The 18,504-nt window shown below is 68.6% G+C and carries 18 protein-coding genes and 2 pseudogenes; 7 read left to right on the top strand and 13 right to left on the bottom strand.

Going from position 1 to position 18,504, the window contains the following annotated elements; genetic code table 11:
* The first annotated feature begins 267 nt into the window (after positions 1–267).
* Positions 268–1,920: an alkaline phosphatase D family protein gene (locus V1460_RS17355; protein ID WP_338674592.1), complete on the top strand. Its 1,653-nt coding sequence runs from the start codon at positions 268–270 to the stop codon at positions 1,918–1,920.
* A 541-nt stretch (positions 1,921–2,461) separates the two neighbouring features.
* Here the strand turns inward: V1460_RS17355 and V1460_RS17350 are convergent.
* From V1460_RS17350 to V1460_RS17335, 4 genes and pseudogenes are all read right to left on the bottom strand, one after another.
* Positions 2,462–3,646, bottom strand: coding sequence for an IS4 family transposase (locus V1460_RS17350; protein ID WP_338672683.1), 1,185 nt, complete (start codon positions 3,644–3,646; stop codon positions 2,462–2,464).
* A 287-nt stretch (positions 3,647–3,933) separates the two neighbouring features.
* Entirely contained in the window at positions 3,934–5,136 is a 1,203-nt protein-coding gene (locus V1460_RS17345; RefSeq protein ID WP_338674591.1) for an IS4 family transposase, read from the bottom strand.
* Between the two features lie 28 nt (positions 5,137–5,164).
* Positions 5,165–5,713: pseudogene (locus V1460_RS17340) on the bottom strand (winged helix-turn-helix domain-containing protein).
* Positions 5,714–6,080: 367 nt separating this feature from the next.
* Positions 6,081–7,081, bottom strand: a pseudogene (locus tag V1460_RS17335) (IS5 family transposase).
* On the opposite strand from V1460_RS17335, the gene V1460_RS17330 reads away from it, so the two are divergent.
* The 5 genes from V1460_RS17330 (at position 7,041) to V1460_RS17310 (ending at position 9,486) form a co-directional block, all read left to right on the top strand.
* A complete protein-coding gene (locus V1460_RS17330) occupies positions 7,041–7,628 on the top strand; it encodes a GNAT family protein (protein ID WP_338674590.1) in 588 nt (195 codons plus the stop codon). The pseudogene V1460_RS17335 and the gene V1460_RS17330 overlap by 41 nt on opposite strands.
* A gap of 155 nt (positions 7,629–7,783) precedes the next feature.
* Positions 7,784–8,173, top strand: a complete 390-nt coding sequence (locus V1460_RS17325) for a hypothetical protein (protein WP_338674589.1) — start codon at positions 7,784–7,786, stop codon at positions 8,171–8,173.
* Between the two features lie 335 nt (positions 8,174–8,508).
* Positions 8,509–8,637: a hypothetical protein gene (locus V1460_RS17320; protein WP_338674588.1), complete on the top strand. Its 129-nt coding sequence runs from the start codon at positions 8,509–8,511 to the stop codon at positions 8,635–8,637.
* Positions 8,634–8,906: a hypothetical protein gene (locus V1460_RS17315; protein ID WP_338674587.1), complete on the top strand. Its 273-nt coding sequence runs from the start codon at positions 8,634–8,636 to the stop codon at positions 8,904–8,906. The genes V1460_RS17320 and V1460_RS17315 overlap by 4 nt, the downstream gene beginning before the upstream one ends.
* Before the next feature lie 64 nt (positions 8,907–8,970).
* Positions 8,971–9,486 (top strand): hypothetical protein, encoded by a 516-nt coding sequence (locus V1460_RS17310; RefSeq protein WP_338674586.1) that lies wholly within the window; start codon positions 8,971–8,973, stop codon positions 9,484–9,486.
* Positions 9,487–9,703: 217 nt separating this feature from the next.
* Here the strand turns inward: V1460_RS17310 and V1460_RS17305 are convergent, their stop codons facing one another.
* Both V1460_RS17305 and V1460_RS17300 read right to left on the bottom strand, forming a co-directional pair.
* Positions 9,704–9,889, bottom strand: a complete 186-nt coding sequence (locus V1460_RS17305; RefSeq protein ID WP_338674585.1) for a hypothetical protein — start codon at positions 9,887–9,889, stop codon at positions 9,704–9,706.
* A 151-nt stretch (positions 9,890–10,040) separates the two neighbouring features.
* The gene (locus V1460_RS17300) at positions 10,041–10,886 is read right to left on the bottom strand and encodes a hypothetical protein (RefSeq protein ID WP_338674584.1); all 846 of its coding nucleotides are present in this window, start codon (positions 10,884–10,886) and stop codon (positions 10,041–10,043) included.
* A 249-nt stretch (positions 10,887–11,135) separates the two neighbouring features.
* Here V1460_RS17300 and V1460_RS17295 point away from each other — a divergent pair.
* Positions 11,136–12,370 (top strand): IS3 family transposase gene (locus V1460_RS17295; RefSeq protein ID WP_338671464.1). Its coding sequence is split into 2 segments (ribosomal slippage): positions 11,136–11,415 and positions 11,415–12,370, totalling 1,236 coding nucleotides; the frame shifts between segments, so codons are not numbered across the junction.
* A gap of 40 nt (positions 12,371–12,410) precedes the next feature.
* Here the strand turns inward: V1460_RS17295 and ltrA are convergent.
* The 7 genes from ltrA to V1460_RS17260 form a co-directional block, all read right to left on the bottom strand.
* Positions 12,411–14,156, bottom strand: a complete 1,746-nt coding sequence (gene ltrA / locus V1460_RS17290; RefSeq protein WP_338674583.1) for a group II intron reverse transcriptase/maturase — start codon at positions 14,154–14,156, stop codon at positions 12,411–12,413.
* A gap of 620 nt (positions 14,157–14,776) precedes the next feature.
* Positions 14,777–15,202, bottom strand: coding sequence for a transposase (locus tag V1460_RS17285; RefSeq protein ID WP_338674582.1), 426 nt, complete (start codon positions 15,200–15,202; stop codon positions 14,777–14,779).
* The gene (locus tag V1460_RS17280; protein WP_338674581.1) at positions 15,195–15,401 is read right to left on the bottom strand and encodes a hypothetical protein; all 207 of its coding nucleotides are present in this window, start codon (positions 15,399–15,401) and stop codon (positions 15,195–15,197) included. Before V1460_RS17280 ends, V1460_RS17285 begins: the two co-directional genes overlap by 8 nt.
* A gap of 78 nt (positions 15,402–15,479) precedes the next feature.
* A complete protein-coding gene (locus tag V1460_RS17275) occupies positions 15,480–15,764 on the bottom strand; it encodes a transposase domain-containing protein (protein WP_338674580.1) in 285 nt (94 codons plus the stop codon).
* Between the two features lie 43 nt (positions 15,765–15,807).
* Positions 15,808–16,209, bottom strand: coding sequence for a transposase (locus V1460_RS17270; protein WP_338674579.1), 402 nt, complete (start codon positions 16,207–16,209; stop codon positions 15,808–15,810).
* Entirely contained in the window at positions 16,152–16,715 is a 564-nt protein-coding gene (locus V1460_RS17265) for a hypothetical protein (RefSeq protein WP_338674578.1), read from the bottom strand. The genes V1460_RS17270 and V1460_RS17265 overlap by 58 nt, the downstream gene beginning before the upstream one ends.
* A 459-nt stretch (positions 16,716–17,174) precedes the next feature.
* Positions 17,175–18,476 carry an ABC transporter permease gene (locus tag V1460_RS17260; RefSeq protein WP_338674577.1) on the bottom strand — a complete coding sequence of 434 codons (1,302 nt, stop codon included), beginning with the start codon at positions 18,474–18,476 and terminating at the stop codon, positions 17,175–17,177.
* Positions 18,477–18,504: the final 28 nt, after the last annotated feature.

Raw genomic sequence — 18,504 nt, 5'->3', positions numbered from 1 at the left:
CCGGGGGTCGGCTCCGGGTGCGGCACGGACACGACGGAGGAAGCGCCGCTGCCAGGGCTCCTCCACGGCCCGCGCATGGTACTCGAGGCCCATCTGCCTGGGGCTTCGCCTCCATGCCGGCCCGACTATCGGGCCGGCATGACACGTCGGAAAGGACTCCTATGCCGATCTTGACAGTTCCTCAGGGCACCCCGCCCGGCAACAGAAGCATGAACTTCCCATAAAACGCCTACCAGTTGGCTTAACCAGTCAGTAGCCTCACCGGACGTGACTAACGGAGCCAGCACCACCACGAGCCGCCGCACGGTCGTCAAGGCCGCTGCCGGCACCGCAATCGCCGGGTCAGTCATGACCGGCACCGCTTCCGCCTCCTCCGCTCTCACAACCGAACCGGCCCCTGTGTTCCTCCACGGAGTCGCCTCCGGGGACCCGCTTCCCGACGGCGTGCTCCTGTGGACCCGGGTCACCCCAACCCCGGATTCCGTGCCCGGTTCCGGCAGCGGCCCGGACACCGACGTGGACTGGGAGGTGGCGGAGGACAAGGAATTCGCCCGTGTCGTAGCCCGAGGCCGCACCACCACGACGGCCACCGACGACCACACGGTCAAGGCGGACGTACGAGGGCTCAGCCCGGCCACCGCCTACTACTACCGGTTCGCTTCCGGCACCGCGCGCTCCCCCGTGGGGCGCACCCGCACCGCTCCCGCCGCCGACTCCACCGCTCCCGGCCTGCGCTTCGGCGTGGTCTCCTGCGCCAACTGGGAGTCCGGATACTTCGCCGCCTACCGGCACCTGGCTGTCCGCGCCGATCTGGACGCCGTCATCCACCTCGGTGACTACATCTACGAGTACGGGACGGGCCACCTCCCGGCCGAGAAGTACGTCGTACGGCGGCACGAGCCCCGGCACGAGATCCTGACACTCTCCGACTACCGCATCCGGCACGCCAAGTACAAGACGGACGCCGACCTCCAGGCGATGCATGCCGCCCACCCGGTCATCGCGATCTGGGACGACCACGAGACAGCGAACAACAACTGGGCGGGCGGTGCCCAAAACCACACCCCAGGCGCCGAGGGCGACTACGCCGACCGCGCCGCGGCCGCCAAGCGGGCCTACTTCGAGTGGATGCCCGTGCGCACCGCCATCGAGGGCACCGTCTACCGCCGCCTGCGCTTCGGCAAGCTCGCCGACCTGCACCTGTTGGATCTGCGCTCGTTCCGTTCACAGCCTGCGTCGGTGGGCAGCGGCAAAGTCGACGACCCGAACCGTACGATCACCGGCCGAGCGCAGCTCGACTGGCTGAAAGCAGGCCTGGCGTCTTCGGACGCGACCTGGAAGCTGGTGGGCACATCGGTGATGATCTCGCCGATCGCCTTCGGCTCACTCGCGGCCCATCTCCTCGGGCCGCTCATCGAGGTGCTGGGCCTTGCCAAGGGAGGCCTCGCGGTCAACGTGGACCAGTGGGACGGCTACACGGACGACCGCAGGGAACTGCTCGAACATCTGACACACCAGGGCATCGAGAACACCGTCTTCCTGACCGGCGACGTCCACACGGCCTGGGCGAACGACGTCCCCGTGAAGGCGGCGACGTACCCGTTCTCCGAGTCGGCAGCCACCGAGTTCGTGGTGGCCTCTGTGACCACCGAGAACCTGGACGACGTCCTGCACGTGGCTCCCGGTACGGTCTCACGGGCCGCGAGCACCGCCATCAAGCTGGCCAACCGCCACGTGAAGTGGGCCGACCTGGACAACCACGGATACGGGATCATGGATGTGACGTCCGAACGCTCGCAGATGGACTACTACATCCTGTCCGACCGGACGCAGGCGAACGCAACGGCCACCTGGATCCGCTCCTACCGGACCCGCAAGGGCACGCAGCAGATCGAGCGGGTGAACCAGCCAGTGCGCTGACCCCACCGGGGCACCCGTTCCCCATGGGGCACTTCGGCGCCGTCGTCGGGGCCTGAGCCCCATCGTCCGGGCCGACGACACGCGCGCGTCTCTTCGAGGGACCGCGGGCAGGTCCCGTCGGCGGCGTCCTCACGACTGCACGACAGGCCGGCTTTCATCACGGCCGAGCTCGACCGGCCGTCGAAGCGCTCATAGCGTTCATCGACGAGTTCAAGAAGGTGTTCGGGGCGAGCCGATCTGCCGTGTGCTCTCCGACCACGGACTGAAGATCGCAACGAACACCTACTTCGCCACTTAGCTTGCGATTTAAGCTCAATGCCGTTGACTTTAGGGATCCGGTGGCGGTTTCACGGCTGGGATGATCTTGACTGCTTGGTGTGACGTCCTGGTCGGCTGTACAGGTTTGGGACGGCCGGGGTTCCAGGCTGGGAACTTGGACATCTTGCGTTTGACCTGGCGTAGGACGGTCCGCAGCCGTCGGGGTGGGTTGATTTCCTGCCACAGCTCGGTGCAGAAGTGGGTGATCTCGGCGGTCAGGTGCTCAGGGGGGAAAAGCGCCGGTCAGCGAAGTGACGCTGCGGCGGGCGGCGCGCAGGGCGGCGGCGAAGGACAGCCGGTCGGGATCGATCGGGGTGGCGTGGTGGAGGGCTGCGGTGTGCATCAGGGACCGCAGTGCGGTGTGAACGGCCAGGTGCGCGTAGATCTCTTGCTCTACCAGGTCGGGGCTCTTGCTGGTCAGCACGTTGCCGGAGCCGATCTGGGTGGTCTTCCATTCGGCCAGGGTGGTCTCCGCTTCCCACCGCTCCGCGTACAGCGCGGCCAGTTCCCGGCCTGGGGCCGCGGTTGGGTCCATGAGCGTGGTGGCGAGTCGGTAGTGCTCGTCCGGGGCGCGGCCGGCATCGTCCAGGACGTACTCGACCACCCGGACGCGCACGTCCTGGACCGGTTGCCTGCTGCGGCCCCGGCCGCCGTGCACGGTGGCGATCCACGAACCGTCCGCGAGGACCTGTTCGGGTGTCAGTTTCCACAGCTTGGGCACCCGCCACAGCAGGTCGGCGCCGGTTGCCGCGAGCTGCTTCCACAGATGCACCCCGGGCAGGCCCCGGTCTGCCAGTACCAGCATCCCCGGCCGCAGGCTGCGGGCGAGCTCGGCCGCCAGGCCCCGTTCACCGGACCGGTAATGCCCGACCTCGGCATCGGTGACCACATGCGTCCCGGACTCGATCAGCGCCACCACCCGGGCCAGTGGGTACCCCGACGGTCCCCCCGTCCGGGCCGCCGGCCGACCCAACGCCTCCTCGTTGGCCGCAGTGTCGGCCACCTCGAGCGTGGTGCCGTCGATCGCCATCAACCGCAGTCCCCGCCAGAACGCCCCCGGCGTCGACTCGTCCGCCACTCCCGGCCCCACCTGTGCCAACAGCTCACGCAACGGGGCGACACCGAGGTTCTTCCGCGCCCGGAAAACCGCTGCCTTGTCCGGGATGCGCCACCCACCCCACCCGCCATCCCGCCGGGCCGGCTCCGCCAGCTTGCGCAGCACCTCCCGGTACGGATCCGGGGAGAACAACGCCTTGCCGAGCATGAAGTACACCATCAGCCGCGCAGGTAACAGCCGGACCCGGGCCTCCCGCGACTCCGTCTTGGACAGGACCACATCCACCAACTCCGGCGGATAAACCGCCGTCAGGTCTCCCAACACCACACGGTCCACCAGCCGAACAGCCACGGACACCACCCCCTGTATCCGTTGAACCACCATCAGCAACCTATGTCAACGACATTGGATTTAAGCTCAATGCCGTTGACTTTAGGGATCCGGTGGCGGTTTCACGGCTGGGATGATCTTGACTGCTTGGTGTGACGTCCTGGTCGGTTGTACAGGTTTGGGACGGCCGGGGTTCCAGGCTGGGAACTTGGACATCTTGCGTTTGACCTGGCGTAGGACGGTCCGCAGCCGTCGGGGTGGGTTGATTTCCTGCCACAGCTCGGTGCAGAAGTGGGTGATCTCGGCGGTCAGGTGCTCAGGGGGGGAAAAGCGCCGGTCAGCGAAGTGACGCTGCGGCGGGCGGCGCGCAGGGCGGCGGCGAAGGACAGCCGGTCGGGATCGATCGGGGTGGCGTGGTGGAGGGCTGCGGTGTGCATCAGGGACCGCAGTGCGGTGTGAACGGCCAGGTGCGCGTAGATCTCTTGCTCTACCAGGTCGGGGCTCTTGCTGGTCAGCACGTTGCCGGAGCCGATCTGGGTGGTCTTCCATTCGGCCAGGGTGGTCTCCGCTTCCCACCGCTCCGCGTACAGCGCGGCCAGTTCCCGGCCTGGGGCCGCGGTTGGGTCCATGAGCGTGGTGGCGAGTCGGTAGTGCTCGTCCGGGGCGCGGCCGGCATCGTCCAGGACGTACTCGACCACCCGGACGCGCACGTCCTGGACCGGTTGCCTGCTGCGGCCCCGGCCGCCGTGCACGGTGGCGATCCACGAACCGTCCGCGAGGACCTGTTCGGGTGTCAGTTTCCACAGCTTGGGCACCCGCCACAGCAGGTCGGCGCCGGTTGCCGCGAGCTGCTTCCACAGATGCACCCCGGGCAGGCCCCGGTCTGCCAGTACCAGCATCCCCGGCCGCAGGCTGCGGGCGAGCTCGGCCGCCAGGCCCCGTTCACCGGACCGGTAATGCCCGACCTCGGCATCGGTGACCACATGCGTCCCGGACTCGATCAGCGCCACCACCCGGGCCAGTGGGTACCCCGACGGTCCCCCCGTCCGGGCCGCCGGCCGACCCAACGCCTCCTCGTTGGCCGCAGTGTCGGCCGCCTCGAGCGTGGTGCCGTCGATCGCCATCAACCGCAGTCCCCGCCAGAACGCCCCCGGCGTCGACTCGTCCGCCACTCCCGGCCCCACCTGTGCCAACAGCTCACGCAACGGGGCGACACCGAGGTTCTTCCGCGCCCGGAAAACCGCTGCCTTGTCCGGGATGCGCCACCCACCCCACCCGCCATCCCGCCGGGCCGGCTCCGCCAGCTTGCGCAGCACCTCCCGGTACGGATCCGGGGAGAACAACGCCTTGCCGAGCATGAAGTACACCATCAGCCGCGCAGGTAACAGCCGGACCCGGGCCTCCCGCGACTCCGTCTTGGACAGGACCACATCCACCAACTCCGGCGGATAAACCGCCGTCAGGTCTCCCAACACCACACGGTCCACCAGCCGAACAGCCGGGAGTGTCATGAATCAGGTGTGAGCCTCCACGAAGGAGTCACCTGATGAGTACGACGAGCGGCTTCGTCCTCAAAGACGATCCAGCCGTCACACGCCGCCGCGGTGCTCTTACCCGCGGCCATGTCTCCTTCTTCCAGACCTCGACCGCCGAGTCGTCACGTTCGATCGCCCGCCGGGCCGGCTGCTGCCAGGACCAGCCGTGACGCTTCAGCAGCAGCCACGTGCCCTCCACCGTGTAGCTCACATGGAACAGCCGGCCGATCAACGTCTTGATCCGCGCCAGCGTCCGCCGCTGATCAGCCCAGCCATGGACCAGCGGCCCACGTTCCAACTCCCGTTCCAGCCGCGCGATCTACGCGTCGCTGAGCCTCGGTCGCCTCGGCGATCCCTTCGACAGAACCCCCGCTTCACCGCGCTCGCGCCACTGGCGGCGCCACCGCTCCACCGACCGCTCGCTGACCCGCAGCGCGGCAGCGATCTCCCTGTTCTTCTGCCCGCCCTCGAAACGTTCGACGGCCTGCAGCCGCACCCGCTCCCTCGCGGCCCTCCCGACGTCGGTCAACCCGCCGCCCTGCGCGTACCTCACGCTCCAGGGCTACCGGAGCGGACCGGCCGCCGTCAGGCAAACGGCTCCGACATCACCCAATCAAGTTCAGTAGCGACTCGCGGTACTCGTCGTGCCGGTCAGGCGAATCGCCGGTGCTCATCGAGTCCAGCAGCGCGAGGGCACTCTCGACCTCCTGCTCGTCCAGCTCTGACGTCGGCCAGCCTCAAACGCATGCTCCAGCTCGCTGGTGGCGAGGCGGGCGCGCCCGGTGCCTTCCGCCCGTGGGGCAGGATGGAGACATGAATCTCCCCTCCGACGTTCCTCAGATGCGTGCCGGTGACGAGCTAGTTCTGCGGCCCTGGCAACTCGACGACCTGGACCTAGGGAGCGTATTGCGTCGTGATCATCAAGTGGTCCGGGTGAGATCTCTGAGCCAGATCATCGAGGCGCGTAGGTGGAGGCCGGCGAGGTAGCTGTCAGGGGTCTTGTCGTATCGGGTGGCGATGCCTCGCCAGGCCTTGAGCTTGTTGATCAGGCGTTCGACGGTGTTCCGCTCTTTGTAGAGGTCGGCGTCGTGGCTGACGGGTCGGCCGCCTCTGGAGCCCTTCTTCTTCCGGTTGGCGGCCTGGTCCTTCTTCTCCGGGATGACCGCCTTGATACGGCGTTTACGCAGGTGGGCGCGGTTTCCGCGGGACGAGTAGGCCTTGTCCCCGGCGACCGCGTCCGGCCGGGTGCGGGGACGGCCGACGGGTCCACGCACCCGTACCTTGTTCAGGACGGGGATGAACTGCGGGCTGTCGGCGGCCTGTCCCGCGGTCAGAATGAACGCCAGCGGGCGGCACTTGCGGTCGCCGGCGACATGGATCTTGCTGGTCTGCCCGCCCCTGGAGCGTCCGAGGAGGGCGGCCTTCAGCCGGAGTTTCCGCCGTCGCCGGATGCGCCGTCGCTCTTCCCGCTCGGGATCGCCTTCGGCCCCCTGCCCGGTTTGTTCGTCGCAGTCGCCCCCTTTGACCTGGTCTTCTCCGCCTCGGCGGCAGCCTTCTCCAAGGCTGTGAGGACGTCTTGGTCCAGATGCATCCCGGCTGCGTCGTGATGGGCCCGGGCGGTGGTGGAGTCGATGCTGACCAGGGACAGATCCACCTCACCCCGCTTCGCGGCTTCCGCGATCAGGCCCTCCATCAGGGCCCCGAAGACCCCGGCATCACGCCACTGCCGGAACCGGTTGTGGACGGTCGACCAGGCACCGAACTCCTGCGGCATCTCACGCCACTGCCCGCCCGTCTTGAACCGCCAAATCACGCCCTCGAACTGCTGCCGCAGCCGTTCCGGATACGGGCCGTACTCGCCGATCGGCACATACGGCTCGATGAACTCCCACTCCGCATCCGTCAGTTGCACTCGCGTCACCCAAGAAGGTCTACCCGTCCAGACCCTTCCGCGAAGGCAGATCCCGCACATTGATCAGGACGCAATACGCTCCCTAGTACGGGAGGCTGCGGATGACGCGTATATCCCGCTGATCACCACGGTCCCTGCCGTGTACTCCCGCGAGGAGGGCATAGCCTTCGTCCGCCGGCAGTGGCAGCGGACGACCGGAGGGACTGGGTACCCCTTCGTGATTGCCCGCGCCGCGGACGACCGTCCGCTGGGCACGATCGGGCTGTGGCTGAACGAGGTCTCGGAGGGTCGCGCCACGCTCGGCTACTGGGTCGCGAAGTCCGCGCGTGGCCACGGCGCCGCCTCGGCAGCTCTGCGGGCCGTCAGCGCATGGGCTCGCGACGAGCTGCGGATCCCCCGGCTCCAACTCTTCGTAGAACCGTGGAACACCGCGTCCTGTCGCACCGCCGAGGAGGCCGGCTACACCCGGGAGGGCTTGCTGCGCAGCTGGCAGAAAGTGGGGGCGGAGCGCCGCGACATGTACGTCTACGCGCTGACGGACGCCGAGCCTCAGTGACCCATATCCCGCGCCCTCGCCCGGCCCGGCTCTCCCGCACTGGGCGGGGGTGGCAGAGCTGAGCATGCTGAAGCGGCGGATCTCCCCGGTGCGGGCGATGTCCTCGAAGAAGCCGGCAACGAAACACAGCCGGACAGGCGCAGCCGGCCCCGGCCGTGGTGCACTACGTCCCCCGGCCGTGCACCGGCCAGTGCATCTCCCAGGAACGCGCCTGGGGCCGCGAGGCGGACAGCGCCTCCAGCCTCTGCGTGACCTGCGACGGCTACGTGTGTCTGGCCTGCGGCAAGGCCGAAGTCGGCGGCATCTTCGACTTCTGCGGCCGGTGCGCGGCGTTCGAATCGGAGATCGACCAGGAGCCGGACGCGGTCTGGGACGACGAGATCGACACCGGGCCCGAGCCGCGCATGCGGCTGACCGCGATGGTGAACCAGCTCGTTGCGGCCACCGGCACCACACACCGCGACGTCAACGCCCGCATCAACCGGACCATCGGGGTCCACACCCGCGTCGGAGCCGACGAGCAGGTGATCCGCCGCGCCGCCTGAGCCGCCCGCGACTGGCTCGACCAACTCCTCCCAAGTCCGCAGACGGACACCACCGCCCCACCCGACGTGCTCGATCCCGGCGGAAGGACGGCGACCGCGGAGCCCGCCGAGCACACTGCACGGGGCGAAGGCGCTGCGCTCGCGGGCGGCCGGGTACTACGGTCAGCGCCCATGGACACCCCCGCACCACGCCCTGCCCACGACGCCGTGGGCGAGCACGCCGAGCTGACCTGACCGTCCGCCTGACCGGCCAGAGCGCCAGGCGCCTGCGCCGCGCGGCCGAGATCCAGCAGCGGCCCATCGAGGAGGTCGCGGCCGAGTGCATCAGCGACGAGATGCACCGGGACGTGCACGGCACGCTGTACAGCGGCAGCGACGCGTACGCGGCCACCCTCGACGGCCTCGCCAAGCGCCTCGCACTCATCGTCCGCGAACTGGGCGCTCCGGCGCCGCCGCACACGTGATCGCCCAGGCAGCCGCCGAGAAACACGGGCCCCTGCCCGAGGAATGGCACCGGCGCATGCTCGAACAGCTCACCGAGATGTGGACCGGCCGCACCACCGAGTTCGGCCAGCGCCCCGACGGCTCCGTCGGCCCGCTGGAGGACACGAAGGTCCACGCGGTGGTCACCCCCGCGCAGTGGGATGCCCTGGCCCGCATCGGCGCATCCGGCAGCATCGCACTGGGCACGCAAAAGGCCCTCGAGGCCGGGATCACCGCCCTCGACCGATAGCCGGCCCGGCCGCGCCCCGGACGGGGGCTAGCATGGCGCGCTCCCCCACGAGAAGAAGGAGCCGATGCAGCCCGAACACTGCCCCTTCCACCGCCGCGAGGACGCCTGTGCGGCCACCGCCCGGCTGCTGGTCCAGGCCGGCCTGCTCGACCCCTCACCGCACGCTCCCGCCGTCGGCGGGACGGCGGTAGACGTTCCCCCGGTCCCGCCGCGTCCCGTCACGCTCGCGCTGATCGCCGAGCACATCAACGCCTGGGGCCGCGTCGTCATCGACCCCACCCTCCCGCACGCCGACATCACCGCGCTGGAGGAACGGTCCCTGCGCTATACCCTGCAGGCCCTGTGGGAAGCCGCCGGTGAGACCACCCGCGGCAGCATCCGCTCCACAGACGGCACCGCGGCAGAGTGGTGGCGCGTGAACTGCGCGCTGCAGGAAGCCCAGGCCGCCGCGCACCGCACCACCCTCGCCAGCACGGGCGACGACGCCCAGGCAGACCTGTGGTGGTACATCGCCCTGCTCCACCTCGGCCACGCCCGCACCCTGTGGAAAGACCACATCGGCCACACACTGCCGCAGTAACCGGGCGCTGCCCGACGCGCCGTGCTGACGGACGAAGCCAGGGATCAGAGAGCTTCGTCGTCAGCACGATCCGGTTGGCGTCTCCCGGCCGCTTCCCGGGCGGCAGCACTCCGCCGTGCGGCTCACACGTCCGCAGCGGCCAGAGCGGCACGCCCTTCGTCGGTGGGCTGCCGCGGCTGCCGTCGGCCGGCACCACGACACGGACCAGGCCCTGTTTCTACAGGCTGATCGAGACCCCGTACCACGCCATCTGCCGCTCGGTCCACGCCTCGTGGCCGGGATGATTCTCATCCATGCCTGGCTCGGCCGGGTTCAGCACCGGGAAACACTCGGACATCCACACCGGCCCGCCGGCCTGCGCGACCAGCCTCAGCAGGTCGCGTTCATCGTCGCTCAACACCATCCGCCGGGGTTCCACGTCTCCCGGGGTGTGCTGGCCGGCTCCTTTCCAGTCTTCGTCGGAGTGGGTCGCACCCGGTTCAGGGAACGGGGAGGGCGCCGAGTCGTCGCCAGGCGGTGGTGAAGGCGTCGGCCCACGGCCCAATGCCCGGAAGTTAAGCGGAAACGCCGCAGGTCAAATCGATGGGGTTGGGGAGCTTGTAGCTGCCGGGGCTGGTTCGTTCGAGGATGCCGTCCCGTACCCAACGGCATAGCTCGTTAACCAGACCACGGTGGCGGGCTGGGGGATACTCGAGGGCGTCGATGATCTCGCGGGCCTTCCAAGAGCGGTCCGGGTTGGCGCGCAGAAGCGCGATAGTGCGTTCCTTGCTGGTATGCCCGGCTCGTCCTGGGTGGGCTGGATCGGTCCAGGCGGGGGCCACCGTGTAAGTGCCGGGAGCGGTGCGTTCGAGCACCCCGGTGATCGCCCACTGGTACAACTGCCCGGCGATGACCTTGTGCTTGGGGTAGCCGAGTGCGTAGGCGATCTCCCGGGCGGTCCAGGAGCGGGCAGGGTGGGTCAGCAGCAGCTGGATGACCTGCTCCCTGCGCGACACTTGGGACGATGGATGCGGCCCGCCACCGGCGGGCGCGGGCGTTTCGGGGATGGCGAAGGGGACGTGCCCGTCGTGGATGTCGATGGCCAGGTTTGTGACGTTCATACTGGTCGTAGAGCGTTCGTCGTAAGCCCGGGACGCGTAGCGCGAGGTGCTGCACTTGACCTTCAGCGCGCTGACGCGCAGGCGCCGCGGAGGCATCGGGGACTCCAGCACGGCGGCGTCGATCGTCCCGTCAGCGGTAAGACCGGTGTACTCGATGCCGGAGGCGAGGGCCACCTGGTCGCGGGCGCATTCCAGGGCCACGGTGAAACTCATCCGGTCCGGATCCGCCCCTTCGCGGGCCAGGGCCGCGTCCGTCATGACCCTGCGCAGCAGTTGATAGACGATCAGGCCGGCCCACATCTCCTGCTCCAGGCTGGGCGGATCGCACGAGCGCAGGACCAGCCCTGCTTGCAGAGTGTGTCGCAGGGCGTAGAAGGCGGACTCGGCCTGTCGGGTAGGTGCGGCGCATTGCTGCGCCGCACCCCCCTCAGAACCGGACGGGCGGCGTTAACCGCATCCGGCTCAAGCAGGCCCTGAAGGCCCACGGGCAGCCAGAATGAATCGCCCCGGGTTTGATGGAGACATCGAAGACCCGGAAGGATGCCGATCATGGCTGCTCCCCGTAAGTACCCCGACGAACTGCGTGAACGCGCGACGCGTCTGGCGGTCGAGGCCCGCAAGGACCCGGTCGGCAGGGCCGGGGCGATCAAGCGCATCGCCGACCAGCTGGACGTGCACCCCGAGGCTCTGCGGGGGTGGGTCAAGCGGGCCGAGGCCGACGAGGGCGTCGTGCCAGGGACCACGGGCACAGAGGCCGCCCGGATCGCGGAACTGGAGCGGGAGGTGAAGGAACTGCGACGGGCGAACGCGATACTGAAGTCCGCCTCGGCTTTCTTCGCCGCGGAGCTGGACCGTCCACTGCGATGAAGGTCGCCTACATCGACCAGTACAAGGAGACGTTCGGCGTCCAGCCGATCTGTGACGTCCTCGCCGAGACGGACGCGCCGATCGCGCCGAGCACCTACTACGCCGCTCAGGGCCGTCCGCCGTCGGCCCGCAGCCTGCGCGATGCGGAGCTCACCGAGGAGATACGCCGGATCCACACCGACAACTACGGGGTCTACGGGGCCCGCAAGGTCCATGCCGCTCTGGTCCGCGAGGGACACAAGGTGGCCCGCTGCACCGTCGAACGTCTCATGCGGGCGGCAGGACTTCGCGGAGTGATCCGGGCCAAGAGCCCGCGCACCACCCGGCCCGCTCCCGAGACCGACCGGCCCGCCGACCTGGTCGAGAGGCAGTTCACCGCAACTGCACCGAACCAGCTGTGGGTTGCCGACATCACCTACATCAGAACCTTCTCCGGCTGGGTCTACGCCGCCTTCGTCATCGACGTCTTCTCCCGCATGGTCGTCGGCTGGCAGGTCGCTACCACCCTTTACACCGACCTCGCCCTCGACGCGCTGGAGATGGCGATCTGGCGCCGCCGGCACACCGGCGCCGACCTCACTGGTCTCACGCATCACTCGGACCGCGGCGTTCAATACCGTGCTATCCGCTACACCGAACGCCTCGCGGAAGAGGCTGCTGTGGCTTCGGTCGGCTCACGAGGCGATTCGTATGACAATGCCCTGGCCGAGGCGTTCAACAGCCTCTTCAAGGCCGAACTGATCCGCAACAAGGGACCGTGGACCGGCATCAACGACATCGAGATCGCCGTCGCCGAGTACATCGACTGGTTCAACCAGCGCCGCCTCCACGGCGAGCTCGGCCACATCACCCCGGCCGAGCACGAGGCTGCCTACTCCGCAGCTGAACCCCCTGCGTCACTCCAGAAAACCAGCTAACTCACACTCCACGAAACCCGGGGCTTGACAGAATGGCTGGTCAGCGTGGTTCACTGCCGCCGCGCCAGCGGTGGCAGTGAACGTGGGTGAGTCGGAAGGCGACGGGATCGTCGGACTGGCTTCCGTCCGCTTCGGCGGTGAGCGCGTTTGCGCGTACCGCCGTCCGGATCGCCCGCAGCCACTGCTCCCATTCCTGGGGGCTCTGCGGCTGCTGGTCGGCGTGCAGGAGAAGCGTTCCGCAGAGCGGGCACCGGCCGTGCTGTCCTTGGAGCAGACTCAGCAGGCGCGTGCTGAGCGGGGGCTTGTTCCTGCGTCGCCGCGAGGTCCAGTACTCGGTCAGCGCCGGGTCGTCCACGGACGCCCCTTTGACGACGAGTTGATGTCTGACGATCCTGGTCCAGGCGAATTTGGTGAGGTAGCGGCCGCTCTCGCGGTCACCGAACACCCACCGGTCCTGCCGGGACTCGTTGAACCGGCCGAAATACCGGGAGGTCACCCAGCCGTTCGGCTTGTTCGGGTGTGTGTGGCGGGCCCACTTGTAGACCAGCCTCCACACATGGTTGTCCAGCGAGGCGAACACCTCACTGGAGACCACTCCCCGAAAGTAGGCAGCCCAGCCCCGGATGATCGGGTTGAGCTTGGCGATCATCGCCGCCGCGTTCTGCCCCCGAAGGGCCAGCACCTCGGCGGCGAGCCGTGCCCGGATCCGTCGCACGGATGCCTTGCTCGGCTTGATCAGCAGCATGCCGTGGTAGCGGCGGACGGTGAAGCCCAGGAAGTCGCAGCCCTCGTCGAGGTGCGCGATGCGCGTCTTGTCCTCGTTGAAGGCCAGACCCCGGGGCCTGAGCCACCGGGCGAGCCGCTCCTTGACCTGTTGCGCCTCGTCACGACTGTGACAGAGCACCACCAGGTCGTCGGCGTACCTGACCAGAGTCGGCGAGCCGACTGCCAGTTCACCAGCCCGTGGGCCGGTGAGCCGGTAGTGGACTCCGGCAGCCTCTTCCATCCCGTGCAAGGCCACGTTCATCAGCGCCGGGGAGATGATCCCGCCTTGCGGAACCCCCTCCTCGGTCGGGGCGAGAACGCCGCGGTCGAGTACTCCCGCCTTGAGCCACTGCTCGACCAGCCCCCGGGCGGGGAACTGTCCGATCGAGGCCATGAGGCGGTCGTGATCGATGCGGTCGAACGCCGCTGCCAGGTCTGCGTCAAGGACCCACTGGCGCTTCGGGCTCTTGCCCTTGGCGGCCAGGAAGATCGCTCCGATCGCGTCGTGGCAGCCACGGCCGGGACGAAATCCATAGGATCTCGGCTCGAACCGTGCCTCCCACTCGGGTTCCAGCGCGTTCAGCGTCACGGCTTGAAGACACCGGTCGATGATCACGGGAATTCCGAGGCCGCGCTGACGGCCATTGGCCTTGGGGATATAGACCCGCCTGACGGGCAAGGGTCTCCACGGCGCTGCCCGGTGCTGCATCCAGTCGGCCAGTTCGGCCTTCCCCTGGGGCAGCAGGACAACCCGGCCGTCGATCCCTGCCGTCTTGCGGCCAGCGTTGATCTCCGTCACCCGCCGCACGCTCACCAGCGTGTTGGAGCGGGAGCGGAGCATTAGTTTCTGGAGATTGCGGACCTTCTTGAGGTCCCCTGCCTGCGATGCCGTGAAGATCCGCTGCCTCAGCCGCCGTACTTCGTTCTCCGCGCCCTGCCAGTCGATCGACTGCCAGTCGGTGATGTCGTCCTCAGGTCCGTTCGCCGTGACGGCACTGTCGTCCTGGACGGTGTCCGCCACGGGAGATGTTGTCGCCACGGTGTCCAACTTGCCCTTCGGTTTCAGCGTTGATGGTCATCCGGTCCTCACAGGCCCACCTGACCCACGTCAGCACCCTTGCGGGTCCGGGCTGAGCCCGTATCCGGCCGGTTATGCGAGGCGACCAGCGGAGGCGCTGGTCATCTGCCCCGGTTTCCCGCTGCCTTTCGGCGACCGGCGTTGGCTTCTTGGGTCATCCTGTGCCCGCTGGGGAGTTGGGCCTTCCTTACGGTCGGCTGACCGGACGCTGTCGCGTCCGGACCCCAGCGGGGTTTCCACGTTCCACACGAGTGAGATACGACCGGGGTGGGTGCCCCCTAAACTCCGGGACGGCGATGCTCTCCCGGCTGACGTTGGGTCTTCAGCCGGCGCCTGCCGCTTCTCAGCGACCAGTCCTGCACCCCGCTGGAGCAGTCCATCGGCGGGGCCCACGATCACGAAGCATCATCAGGGGTTCACTTGCGTTCACCCGTCCGGTCTTCCCCTTGCCTGTAATCCCCGGATGGCACGGGGGCCCTTGGGCTTCTCCTTCGAGCTCCACACCCCGCCGTTACCGGCGACGCATGTCGAAGTGGGGACGGGCCTTGAGCACTGGCCCGGAACTACGCTGTCGACATCAAGTCGATCCTCCGATCAGGTAGTTCACTCAATCTCGTGCGACTTCGTGTCGCACCCCACCGTTCGTGGTAGGGGCGGACGAGGGTGGCAGCCGGGTTGCTGGCGGGATCGAGCAGACTCGTGGCCAGCAGGTAGGAGTCACCGATCCGCTGGCCGTCGGCACAGGTGGCGGTGACCGTGGCCTCGATGATCCGCACGGGGCGGCCGTCGATGTGGGTGAGATAGGACCCGTCGGGCAGGACCGTTTCGACGAGTGGACGGCGGGCGGACCGGAGGCGGATCAGGTACTGGGCCCCGGTGGCGGACACCGCGCCGAGGAACGCGTCGGAGTCGAATCCCCGGTCGGCCAGCAGCAGCATCTGCGGATTCAGCGCCGGCAACAACGCCGTGGCGGCTGCCAGTTCACCCACCGCGCAAGGGCCCGAAGGCCGCGGCGAGCAGGCCGCGTGTGCCCGTCTCGCACAGTGCCGTCAGGCGCACTGCCGGGTAGCCGGCGTCTCCGAGTTGGTTGCGGGTCTTTCCCAGTACCGCACGCAGCCCCGGCCGGTCGGGGGTCCTGATCGAGCTGCACCCGTCGAAAGCCACGGTCCGCCACTGCCGATAGCGCACCCCGGGGGCGTCCGGCGGAGCCAGGGGCCCCGCCAGTACCTCGAACAGGAGCCGGAACGGTGCCGGTCCCAGTCGGCGTCAGACCTCCCCCAGCGCACGTTCCGAGGGGACGATGCGCAGGTCGGCCGGTAGGCCAGCGATGAGCTTGCCCCACACTCGCGCATACCCCAGCGACGGGAAGAGCGTCAGGGCCAGCACGAAATAGACCCCGACCCGCAAGGGCAACAGCCGCAGCCGCTGCTGAACCCGGCGCGTCTGGCCCAGCACGTCCTCCACGAGCTCGAAGGGCACGTACTGCGTCAACTCCCCCAAATGACCGGGCGCGTACAGGCCGCGGGCAGTCGTGATGGTGCGCGTGAACACCGAGATGGCACACTTGCCGGGCAACGGGACCCCCGAAGCAGGATTACTTGGTCGTTCTCCCTGCTTCCACCGGGGGTCCCGTTCCAGCTCCACCCAAGAGCCTTGCCTCGTAGCGACGTTGGCCTACGCTCCGAACCATCACGACGCCATGACCACGACCACTGGCGCCGATTTGACCTGCGGCGTTTCCGCTTAACTTCCGGGCATTGGCCCACGGCCAGGAGTGTTCGATCCGCGGCCATCGGCGACGGGCGTGTTTCGCCAGGCGGGCCGGGAGGTGGTAGAGGCGAAAGCGCATGGTGTCGGGCTCTGCGTCGGCGAGTTCGCCCTGGTCGTGCAGGGTCAGCAGCCGCAGCCAGGCGTGAAGGTCGGCGGCGAGGTTCGCGGTCAGCATCCACGCCTCGTTGACCGTCCAGGACTTCGAGGGCAGGTTGTGCAGGCCCATCGCCTTGTTCGTGCGCACCCGGTCTTCGATGACAGCGTGGTGGCGGTGCAGGGCATCCAGCCACTGAATCCTGGTGGGGAGCCGCGGATCCGGGGCATCTTGGAGATGTTCGTGGCGGTGATCGAGTACTTCCACACCGTCCGCTTCTCGAACGCGGTGAGGTCCTTTACGTGCCGGCCGGACGGCCTGCCCCGGCGGACGATCAGCCGCATGCCCTTGATCCACCCGTCCCGGCGGTTCAGTCCGGTCAACTCCGCTACGAAGTAGCCTTCCTGGACGCTGCCGTCCTGCTTGACCGAGGTCTCCCACGCGGTCTTCGGCAGGCGTGCGATGGCCTTCTCGTCGTCGGCGGTGACGGTCCAGCCGGTGGTGAAGCGGACCGTGCGGCGCCGGGTGTTCCGATCCCGCAGATGTTCGTGGAGGCCGTGAGTGGCCCCCGCGCCGTCCACCCGGATGAGGATCTTCGCGGTGGAGGCGCCGGTGAGCACCGGCGGGTGCTTGTCCATGCGGCTGCGACCAGCGCCTGCTCGTCCAGGTCGGCGAGCGCGCGGCGGGTCGTGGAGTCCGACACCGCCGGCCCGAACAGGCCCTGGTGGTGGGCCTGCAGGGCCTCCGCCTCGCTCAGGTTCCGTGCCCCCATCACGATCGCCACCGCGAGTTGCACCAGCACCGCACCTCGATCGCGCCAGCCGTGGCCGCCCGCCCCTGGCAGCACGGCCGCCAGTCCCGTACGGTCAGCCAGCCAGCCAGCCAGCCAGCGCAGCAGCACCGCACCCGCATACCCGATCAGCCCCTTCCCGTCGGCAGCCACGGACAGCCGCCGGTCCCACCCGGTAGTCTGCGTCACCAGAAAGGTGCCCCTGATCTCTCGCACGCTGCGAACTCGACACTCACATCGTCCCAGCTCAGGCGGCACCTTTCACTGTCAATCAGTCAGATCGACCTATTCCGCTGAATACCCAGGGTCAAACGGCGGCCACCGCGGGTAGCTGCGGCTGCTGCTGGGCGAGTTCCAGCTGCGTCGCCCGGTCGAAGCCGCACCGGTCGTACAGACGCGACACCACCAGCCCGACCAGGAACGCCCCGACCGCGTAAATGACGAGCACCGCCCAAGCCCGGCCCAGGCCGGACCCCAGCCCGTCGAAGAAGAGCAGCGAGCGGATCCCCTCCGTGACGTGCCGAGCCGGGAGTAGCTCACCCATCGACGCGGCGAACCCCGGCTGGGCCTCCACGGGAATCGTTGCGCCGGACAGCGGGACGCCGAGTAGTGTCACCGTCAGTAGCGCGAGCAACTGACCTGCCATGCCGAAGACCGCGAACAGCGCCAGCGTCAGCTGCGTGATCGCCGCGCACGCCATGCCAGCGAACATCCAGAGCTGCAGCGGCTGGTCCGGTTCCACGTCCAGTCCCCACACCGCGACGGCAATTACCGCGCTGCCCGCGGCAAATCCAGTGGCCGCGCCGATTCCCGCCTTCGCCGCGAAGGTCGAGGTACGGGCGATGCGAACGAGGGGCCGCAGCGTGCGGCGCGGCCCCATTTCCCATGCGCCGTAGCCGAGCGCGGCGTCGACCACCATCGTGAGCAGCATCGCGGGCAGCAGTCCGGCCAGCAGCACGGCGATCGTCAGATAGAGGGTCATGGACCCTCCCGCCGCGGCACCGGAGGTCGTCTGACCGGGCTCGGTGAGCGTGCGGACCGGGTCCTGGAGCAGCAGGAGCCGGGCGGCGTCGGGCCTGGCGGTGGCCTTGGCGGCCTGCATGCGCTCCGTGAGTTGTGTGCCGAGGCTGGCGGAGGTCTCCGCGGCGGTCTGCCGGGCGGCCTTCTCGGCCATCGAGGAGGCCACTCCTCCGGCGCCCTCGTTGGTGAGAACCGTCATCGTGGGACGTTCCGGCCGTCCGTCCGGCGCGACGAGGGACATCGCCTTTCGGCTGAAGTCGCGCGGAAGGACGAGTCCGGCATAGGCCTCGTCCCGCGCGAGCAGTTGCTCGGCTGCTTGCAGGGAGCCGACGGTCCGCCAGGCGACCCGGCCGTCGCGATGCGCGGTCCGTTCGATCTGGGTGCTGATGTCGCTGCCCAGCCGCACGCCGGAGTCTCCCGCGCGCACTCCCTCGTCGGCGTTGACAAGGACCAGGGGGAGGTCCCGGACGTTCGCCTGCGGATCGGATGCCGGTCCGATGTAGGCCATGGTGATCACTGCCGCGAGCAGGCTGCCGACGATCACTGCCAGCCAGCCGCGAGGTTGCTTCCACAGGGGCGTTGCTCGCACGAGGGCCGCCTTTCAGTACTTCGTATTC

The organism is Streptomyces sp. SCSIO 30461 (genome assembly GCF_037023745.1).
Taxonomy (GTDB): Bacteria; Actinomycetota; Actinomycetes; order Streptomycetales; family Streptomycetaceae; genus Streptomyces.
This window is presented reverse-complemented; position numbering and strand designations above follow the sequence as displayed.

What these genes read in the sequence shown, in the direction of transcription:
- V1460_RS17300 (WP_338674584.1), bottom strand. Translation starts at nt 10,886, where the DNA reads ATGTGGGCCGGCCTGATCGTCTATCAACTGCTGCGCAGGGTCATGACG.
- V1460_RS17345 (WP_338674591.1), bottom strand. Translation starts at nt 5,136, where the DNA reads ATGACACTCCCGGCTGTTCGGCTGGTGGACCGTGTGGTGTTGGGAGAC.
- V1460_RS17270 (WP_338674579.1), bottom strand. Translation starts at nt 16,209, where the DNA reads ATGGGCCTGCACAACCTGCCCTCGAAGTCCTGGACGGTCAACGAGGCG.
- V1460_RS17320 (WP_338674588.1), top strand. Translation starts at nt 8,509, where the DNA reads ATGCACCGGGACGTGCACGGCACGCTGTACAGCGGCAGCGACGCGTAC.
- V1460_RS17305 (WP_338674585.1), bottom strand. Translation starts at nt 9,889, where the DNA reads ATGGTGTTGAGCGACGATGAACGCGACCTGCTGAGGCTGGTCGCGCAG.
- V1460_RS17330 (WP_338674590.1), top strand. Translation starts at nt 7,041, where the DNA reads ATGAACTCCCACTCCGCATCCGTCAGTTGCACTCGCGTCACCCAAGAA.
- V1460_RS17310 (WP_338674586.1), top strand. Translation starts at nt 8,971, where the DNA reads ATGCAGCCCGAACACTGCCCCTTCCACCGCCGCGAGGACGCCTGTGCG.
- V1460_RS17265 (WP_338674578.1), bottom strand. Translation starts at nt 16,715, where the DNA reads ATGGACAAGCACCCGCCGGTGCTCACCGGCGCCTCCACCGCGAAGATC.